The organism is Ideonella sp. (assembly GCF_035254525.1).
Classification (GTDB): domain Bacteria; phylum Pseudomonadota; class Gammaproteobacteria; order Burkholderiales; family Burkholderiaceae_C; genus Ideonella.
Genome location: NZ_DATFAN010000127.1, coordinates 62,187 through 69,377, shown reverse-complemented (window position 1 = coordinate 69,377; position 7,191 = coordinate 62,187). Strand labels below are relative to the sequence as shown.

At 68.3% G+C, this 7,191-nt stretch carries 7 protein-coding genes; 2 read left to right on the top strand and 5 right to left on the bottom strand.

Going from position 1 to position 7,191, the window contains the following annotated elements:
- Window positions 1-1,759 (bottom strand): polyribonucleotide nucleotidyltransferase (gene pnp, locus VJ693_RS12850; protein ID WP_324154659.1); only part of this gene is annotated, 1,759 nt, incomplete at its 3' end.
- Window positions 1,760-1,971: 212 nt separating this feature from the next.
- Entirely contained in the window at window positions 1,972-2,241 is a 270-nt protein-coding gene (gene rpsO / locus VJ693_RS12845) for a 30S ribosomal protein S15 (protein WP_324154658.1), read from the bottom strand.
- A 410-nt stretch (window positions 2,242-2,651) separates the two neighbouring features.
- On the opposite strand from rpsO, the gene VJ693_RS12840 reads away from it, so the two are divergent.
- Complete coding sequence (locus VJ693_RS12840; RefSeq protein ID WP_324154656.1) at window positions 2,652-3,524, top strand: zinc metalloprotease; 873 nt, start codon at window positions 2,652-2,654, stop codon at window positions 3,522-3,524.
- Window positions 3,525-3,547: 23 nt separating this feature from the next.
- Here the strand turns inward: VJ693_RS12840 and tsaD are convergent, their stop codons facing one another.
- Window positions 3,548-4,588 (bottom strand): tRNA (adenosine(37)-N6)-threonylcarbamoyltransferase complex transferase subunit TsaD, encoded by a 1,041-nt coding sequence (gene tsaD / locus VJ693_RS12835; RefSeq protein WP_324154654.1) that lies wholly within the window; start codon window positions 4,586-4,588, stop codon window positions 3,548-3,550.
- A gap of 108 nt (window positions 4,589-4,696) precedes the next feature.
- Here tsaD and VJ693_RS12830 point away from each other — a divergent pair, with 108 nt between their 5' ends.
- The gene (locus tag VJ693_RS12830) at window positions 4,697-4,960 is read left to right on the top strand and encodes a hypothetical protein (RefSeq protein ID WP_324154653.1); all 264 of its coding nucleotides are present in this window, start codon (window positions 4,697-4,699) and stop codon (window positions 4,958-4,960) included.
- Between the two features lie 18 nt (window positions 4,961-4,978).
- On the opposite strand, the gene fdx is transcribed toward VJ693_RS12830, so the two are convergent.
- Together fdx and hscA are read right to left on the bottom strand one after the other, a co-directional pair.
- On the bottom strand, window positions 4,979-5,317 hold the full coding sequence (gene fdx, locus VJ693_RS12825; RefSeq protein ID WP_324154651.1) for an ISC system 2Fe-2S type ferredoxin: 339 nt from the start codon (window positions 5,315-5,317) through the stop codon (window positions 4,979-4,981).
- Window positions 5,318-5,331: 14 nt separating this feature from the next.
- A complete protein-coding gene (gene hscA / locus VJ693_RS12820) occupies window positions 5,332-7,188 on the bottom strand; it encodes a Fe-S protein assembly chaperone HscA (protein WP_324154650.1) in 1,857 nt (618 codons plus the stop codon).
- Window positions 7,189-7,191: the final 3 nt, after the last annotated feature.

Genomic DNA, 7,191 nt, shown 5'->3' with positions numbered 1-7,191 from the left:
CGCCGGTCTTTTCAACGATCTCGCGGATGACCTTGCCACCCGAGCCGATGACTTCGCGGATCTTGTCGACCGGGATGTTCATCACTTCGATGCGCGGTGCGAATTCGCCGAGCTGGCCGCGGCTTTCGGTGATGGCCTTCGCCATCTCGCCGAGGATGTGCTTGCGTCCACCCTGTGCCTGGCCGAGTGCGACCTTCATGATCTCTTCGGTGATGCCGGCGATCTTGATGTCCATCTGCAGCGAGGTGACGCCGGCTTCGGTGCCGGCCACCTTGAAGTCCATGTCGCCGAGATGATCCTCGTCCCCGAGGATGTCGGAGAGCACGGCGTAACGCTTGTCCTCGAGAATGAGGCCCATGGCGATGCCGGCCGTCGGCGCCTTCAGCGGAACGCCGGCGTCCATCAACGCGAGTGAGGAGCCGCAAACCGTGGCCATCGACGACGAACCGTTCGACTCGGTGATCTCCGAAACGACGCGGATCGTGTACGGGAAGTCTTCCTTGCTCGGCAGCGCGGCGATCAGTGCGCGCTTGGCCAGGCGGCCGTGGCCGATCTCGCGGCGCTTCGGGCTGCCCACGCGACCCGTTTCGCCGGTGGCGAACGGAGGCATGTTGTAGTGCAGCATGAAGCGCTCGTCAAACGTGCCGGCCAGGGCGTCGATCATCTGCGCATCGCGCTCGGTGCCCAGCGTGGCGGCCACCAGGGCCTGGGTTTCGCCACGGGTGAACAGCGCCGAGCCGTGCACACGCGGCAGCACGCTGTTGCGGATCTCGATGTTGCGCACGGTGCGGGTGTCGCGGCCGTCGATGCGCGGCTCGCCAGCCAGGATCTGGCCGCGCACGATGCGGGCCTCGATCTCGAACAGCAGGCCCTCGACGGCCACGCTGTCGAACTCGACGCCTTCGGTCTTCAGCGACGCCATCACGTTGGCGGTGGCTTCGCGGCAGGCCTGGGTGCGGGCCTGCTTCGAGCGGATCTGGTAGGCCGCGCGCAGCGGGCCTTCGGCCAGCGCGGTGACCTTGGCGATGAAGGCCTCGTCCTTGGCCGGGGCTTGCCAGGTCCACACCGGTTTGCCGGCATCGCGCACCAGTTCGTGAATCGCGTTGATCGCGATCTTGCCCTGGTCGTGGCCGAACACCACGGCGCCGAGCATCACGTCTTCCGGCAGTTGGTCGGCTTCGGACTCGACCATCAGCACGGCGGCTTCGGTACCAGCGACGACGAGGTCGAGCTTGGAATCGGCGAGCTGGGTCTTGCCCGGGTTCAGCACGTACTCGCCGTTGATGTAACCCACGCGCGCGGCGCCGATCGGGCCGTTGAACGGAATGCCCGAGACAGCCAGCGCGGCGCTCGAGGCGATCATCGCGGCGATGTCGGCCTGGACTTCCGGGTTCAGGCTCAACACGTGGATGACGACCTGCACCTCGTTGAAGAAGCCATCCGGGAACAGCGGGCGGATCGGACGATCGATCAGGCGGCTGGTCAGCGTCTCCAGTTCGCTCGGGCGGCCTTCACGCTTGAAGAAGCTGCCGGGGATCTTGCCGGCGGCGTAAGTCTTCTCGATGTAGTCGACCGTCAGCGGGAAGAAATCCTGCCCCGGCTTGGCTTCGGTGCGGGCGACCACGGTGGCCAGAACGACCGTGTCTTCGATGTTGACGACCACGGCGCCGGTGGCCTGGCGAGCGACCTCGCCCGTTTCCATCACGACCTGATGCGGGCCCCATTGGAAGGTCTTGGTGACCTTGTTGAACATGCTCATGGAATGGTCTCCGGTGGTTGTGCGGCGCACTTGGGCGGTGGCGCCGGGAGGGACCGGGAGCAAGACGGCGGCGGGTCGTATGCCATTCCAGCGAGCCGCAATGCGGATGCGGCTTCCTGGAATGACACAGCAACAACCGTGGCTGCCTGCTCCAAAGACAAAGAGCCTGTGCTGGGGTGTACTCCAGACAGGCTCTTGCTCATCTTGCCAGCTTACTTGCGCAGGCCCAGCTTCTGGATCAGCGCGGTGTAGCGGTCGGCGTCCTTGTCCTTCAGGTAGGACAGCAGGCGCTTGCGCTGGTTAACCATCTTCAGCAGGCCGCGGCGGCCGTGGTGGTCTTTCAGGTGGGCCTTGAAGTGCGGGGTCAGCTCGTTGATGCGAGCGGTCAGCAGAGCGACCTGGACCTCGGGCGACCCGGTGTCGGCAGCGCCGCGGGCGTGGGCCTTGACGATGTCGGCCTTGTTGATGTCAGCCACGGACATGGCGATTTCCTTGTGTGTGGTGGAAGCCGCCGACGGCCACGCGCGGTGCGAAGCCCAAGCCGAACGGTTTCCGGTTTTCACTTGCGATCGCGGGTGAAACCGACCCGCGTCGTGCCTGTTTTGAGCCCCACCATGCAATATGGCCAAGGCGCAAAACCTGCGGAGTATAGCCGAACGACCCTGAGCGACCCAAGCGCCAGTTACGTTGGGACACAGCTCGCGCCGGCGATCGTCATGAACCGTCATGGCAACGGGGCTGCCTGCCGCCTGCCGGCTGAAACCACCTTGTCCACCCCTCGAGGCACTCGGATACTGCGCCGCACTCGGCTGGCACGACAACGAGGAGCGGCTGCCGCCGACGACGCGGCAGCCGAAGCCGGCCGTCACCCCTGATGTCACCAAGGACACCCATGCGCTTGAAGACCCCCGCCCTGCTGGCCGCGATCGCGGCACTCGCCGCAGCCAACCTGGCATTCGCGGCGAAGGACGACCACCTCAGCCACCGCTGCTACACCGTCGCCCCCGAGGCCGCCGAGCGGGCCCGCATCGACGACAACCTCACCGCCTTCCTGCGCATGCAGAACGCCCGCGGCGCCGACACGCACCGCGCCCCGGGCAGCGTGACGGTTCCGGTCTGGTTCCACGTGATCAACAAGGGCACCGGCATCGCCAACGGCGACATCCCGCAATCCCAGATCGACGACCAGGTTGCCGTGCTGAACGCCGCCTACGCGAACACGCCGTTCCAGTTCGTGTTGTCCGGCATCGACCGCACGACCAACGCCACCTGGTACACCATGTCGCCCGGTTCGACCGCCGAAAAGAACGCGAAGACCGCGCTGCGCCAGGGTGGCGCCGACACGCTGAACCTGTACAGCGCCAACCCCGGCGGCGGCCTGCTCGGCTGGGCCACCTTTCCGAGCGATTACACCGCGAAGCCCAAGATGGACGGCGTCGTGATCCTGTACTCCAGCGTGCCGGGCGGCACCTCCGCGCCGTACAACGAGGGTGACACCGGCACCCACGAAATCGGCCACTGGCTCGGCCTGTATCACACCTTCCAAGGCGGCTGCAAGAACACGGGCGACTCGGTCAGCGACACGGCCGCCGAGAAGTCAGCCGCGTTCGGCTGCCCGGTCGGGCGTGACAGCTGCGCCGCCAAGGCTGGGCTGGACCCGATCACCAACTTCATGGACTACACCGACGACAGCTGCATGAACCAGTTCAGCGCCGGCCAGACCGCGCGGATGGACCAGATGCACCAGCAGTACCGCACCCCCTGATGGACGGGCGGACCGGTCAGAGCTCAGGACTGGCCGGCGTCGGCCAGTTCCCAGCGCGGGCGCACCGCAAAGCGGTGCTCGTTGCTGAGCGCCGCCCGGCCCGCCTGGCAGCGCATGGCCGCGGCGAGCGCGATCATCGCGCCGTTGTCGGTGCACAGGGCGAGCTCCGGGTAGTGCAGCTGCACGCCCCGGCGCGCGCAATCGGCACCGAGATCTCGCCGCAGCCGGGCGTTGGCACCGACGCCGCCAGCCACCACGAGCCGGCGCAGGCCGGTGTCGCGCAACGCGCGCATCGCCTTGCGCACCAGCACCTCGACGATTGCCGCTTGCGTACTGGCCGCCAGATCGGCGCGCTGTGCGTCGCTCACCTCGGGCCCCAGGCGCTTGAGCGTGGTCATCACGGCCGTCTTCAGGCCGGCGAACGAGAAATCGAGGTTCGGCTGGTGCAGCAGCGGGCGCGGCAGCTCGTAGGCATCCGGCCGGCCGCGCTCGGCCAGCTTCGCGAGCGCCGGCCCGCCGGGGTAGCCCAGCCCCAGCAGCTTGGCCGACTTGTCGAAGGCCTCGCCGGCCGCGTCGTCGATCGTCTCGCCGAGCAACTCGTACTGCCCGACGCCATCGACCCGCATCAGCTGGGTGTGGCCGCCAGACACCAGCAGCGCGACGAACGGGAAGCGCGGTGGGTCGGCCGAAAGAAAGGGCGACAGCAAGTGGCCCTCGAGGTGATGCACGCCCAGCGTCGGCCGGTTCAGCGCCGCGGCCAGGCCACAGGCGACGCCCGCACCCACCAGCAACGCGCCGGCCAGGCCGGGGCCGCGGGTGAAGGCGATCACATCGATGTCGCGCACGCTCAGGGCCGCTTCGGCCAGCGCCGCTTCGGCCAAGGGCAGCACGCGGCGAACGTGGTCGCGCGAGGCCAGCTCGGGGACGACGCCGCCGTAGGCCTCGTGCATCTGCACCTGGCTGTGCAGCGCCTGGCCGCGCAGGCGCGGCGCCTCGCTGCCTTCGAACGAGACCACCGCAACGCCGGTCTCGTCGCAGGACGATTCGATGCCGAGAATGTTCATGAACGAGCGAGCGCCAGGTGTGGCGTGCTGCACGACTGATTTGTCGGCCACAGGGGTGTCATTGACGCAGAATAGCGTGTTGGCGCCGCGAAGAATGGTTGTTGGGACATGAAGGAATACAAGCTGCTTTCCTGGCCGGACCTGCCCACCGAGTTCCGGCGCATGGGTTTTCGCCGGCTGCTGAGCGAGATGTCGCAGCGCCACCTCAGCGAGGCAACGCTGCTCAAGCGCGACGGCGTGAAGCCATCCGAAGTGCGCGCGCTGCTGCGGCTCCTGGCCGAGCGCGGCGTGCTCGAGGTTCGCACCGCCGAGCCGCGCAGCGGCAGGTGGCGCCCCGCCATCGCGGGCTGGCTGCGCCGCCTGACGACCTGAGCGCCGGCGCTCAGCCGGTCAGTGCCCTTCGCGGGCGTGGTTGATCGTGTACTTCGGGATCTCGATCGTCACATCCTCGTCCGACAGGAAGGCCTGGCACGACAGGCGCGAGGTCGGCGTCAGCCCCCAGGCCTTGTCCAGCAGGTCTTCCTCGATCTCGTCGAGCTCACCGAGCGACCCGTAACCCTGCTTCACGATCACGTGGCAGGTGGTGCAGGCGCAACTCATCTCGCAGGCGTGCTCGATGGCGATGCCATGCTCGAGCAGCGCTTCGCAAATCGAGGTGCCGGCATCGGCTTCGACCTGGTCTCCTTGCGGGCACAGCTCGGCGTGGGGAAGGATCTTGATGACGGGCATGGTCTCGTGAGTGGTCAGATCTCGTCCAGGCCGCGGCCAGTCAGCGCCTGGCGAATACCGCGGTTCATGCGTGCGGCCGCGAACGGCTCGGTGCCATCGGCCAGCGCCTTCACCGCGGCGTCGATGGCCGCGGAGTCGTCGGTGCGCGCCGCCTCGCGCACGCGCTGAAGCAGACCCTCGATGGCGGTGCGTTCTGCATCGTCGAGCAGGTCGCCGTCGGCGGCCACCGCGGCCTGTGTTGCCAGATCCATGCGCTCGGCCTCGACACGGGCCTCGCGCAGCGCACGTGCGCGCATGTCGGATTCGGCGCTAGAGAAGCTCTCTTTCAGCATGCGGGCGATGTCTTCGTCAGCCAGGCCATAGCTGGGCTTCACCTGCACCGCGGCCTCGACCCCCGAGGCCAGCTCGCGGGCGCCGACGCTCAGCAGGCCATCGGCGTCGACCTGGAAGGTCACCCGAATGCGCGCCGCGCCGGCCACCATGGGGGGAATGCCGCGCAGCTCGAAACGGGCCAGCGAGCGGCAGTCCGACACCAGCTCGCGCTCGCCCTGCAGCACGTGGATGGCCATGGCGGTCTGGCCGTCCTTGAAGGTGGTGAAGTCCTGGGCCTTGGCGACCGGGATCGTCGTGTTGCGCTCGATCACGCGCTCAACCAGCCCGCCCATGGTCTCCAGGCCAAGCGACAGCGGGATCACGTCGAGCAGCAGCAGTTCGCCGTCTTTCGCGTTGCCCGCCAGCGCATTGGCCTGGATCGCGGCACCGACGGCGACGACCTCGTCCGGATTCAGGTTGATCAGCGGCTCGCGTCCGAACAGTTCGCCCACTGCCCGTCGCACGGCGGGCATGCGGGTCGAGCCGCCGACGAGCACCACGCCCTGCACCTCGTCCTTGCGCAGCTTGGCGTCGCGCAGCACTTTGCGCACGGCGGCGAGCGTGCGCTGCAGCAGGTCGTGGGTCATGGCATCGAACTGCTCGCGCGTGACCGGCTGCGCGATCTCGCCACCGCCGAGCCGACAGTGCAGCGTCGCTGCGGGCGCGTCGGTCAGGGCCTCCTTGGCGGCGCGCGCAGCCATCAGCAGCGCGCGCTGCTCGTGCGGCGAATGAGGCTCGATGCCGGCCTGGGCGGCAGCCCAATCGGCCAGCGCGTGGTCGAAATCGTCGCCACCCAGGGCGGCGTCGCCGCCGGTGGCGACCACCTCGAACACGCCGCGCGCCAGGCGCAACAACGAGATATCGAAGGTGCCGCCGCCCAGGTCGTAGACGGCGTAGAGGCCTTCGCTGCCGTTCTCCAGCCCGTAGGCCACGGCCGCGGCCGTCGGCTCGTTGATCAGGCGCAGCACGTTCAGGCCGGCCAGCTGGGCCGCGTCCTTGGTCGCCTGGCGCTGCGCGTCGTCGAAGTAGGCGGGCACGGTGATCACCGCGCCGAACAGCTCGTCATCGAAGCTGTCCTCGGCCCGCTGGCGCAGCGTGGCCAGAATCTCCGCCGACACCTCGACCGGCGTCTTCACGCCCTGGCGTGTCTCGATCGCGACCATGCCGGGGTGGTCGACAAAGCGGTACGGCAGCTTCTCGCGGCCCGCCACATCGGCCAGCCCGCGGCCCATCAGGCGCTTGATCGAGGCGATCGTGTGCTCCGGGTCTTCGGCCTGCGCGGCCACGGCCTCGTGGCCGATCTGCCGGCCGCCGTTGTCGAGGTAACGAACGACCGAGGGCAGCATCGTGCGGCCCTGTGCGTCGGGCAGGCACTCGACCACGCCGTGGCGCACGGCGGCCACCAGCGAGTTGGTGGTGCCCAGGTCGATGCCCACGGCAATCCGCCGCTGGTGCGGGTCTGGCGATTGACCGGGCTCGGAGATCTGCAGCAATGCCATGGT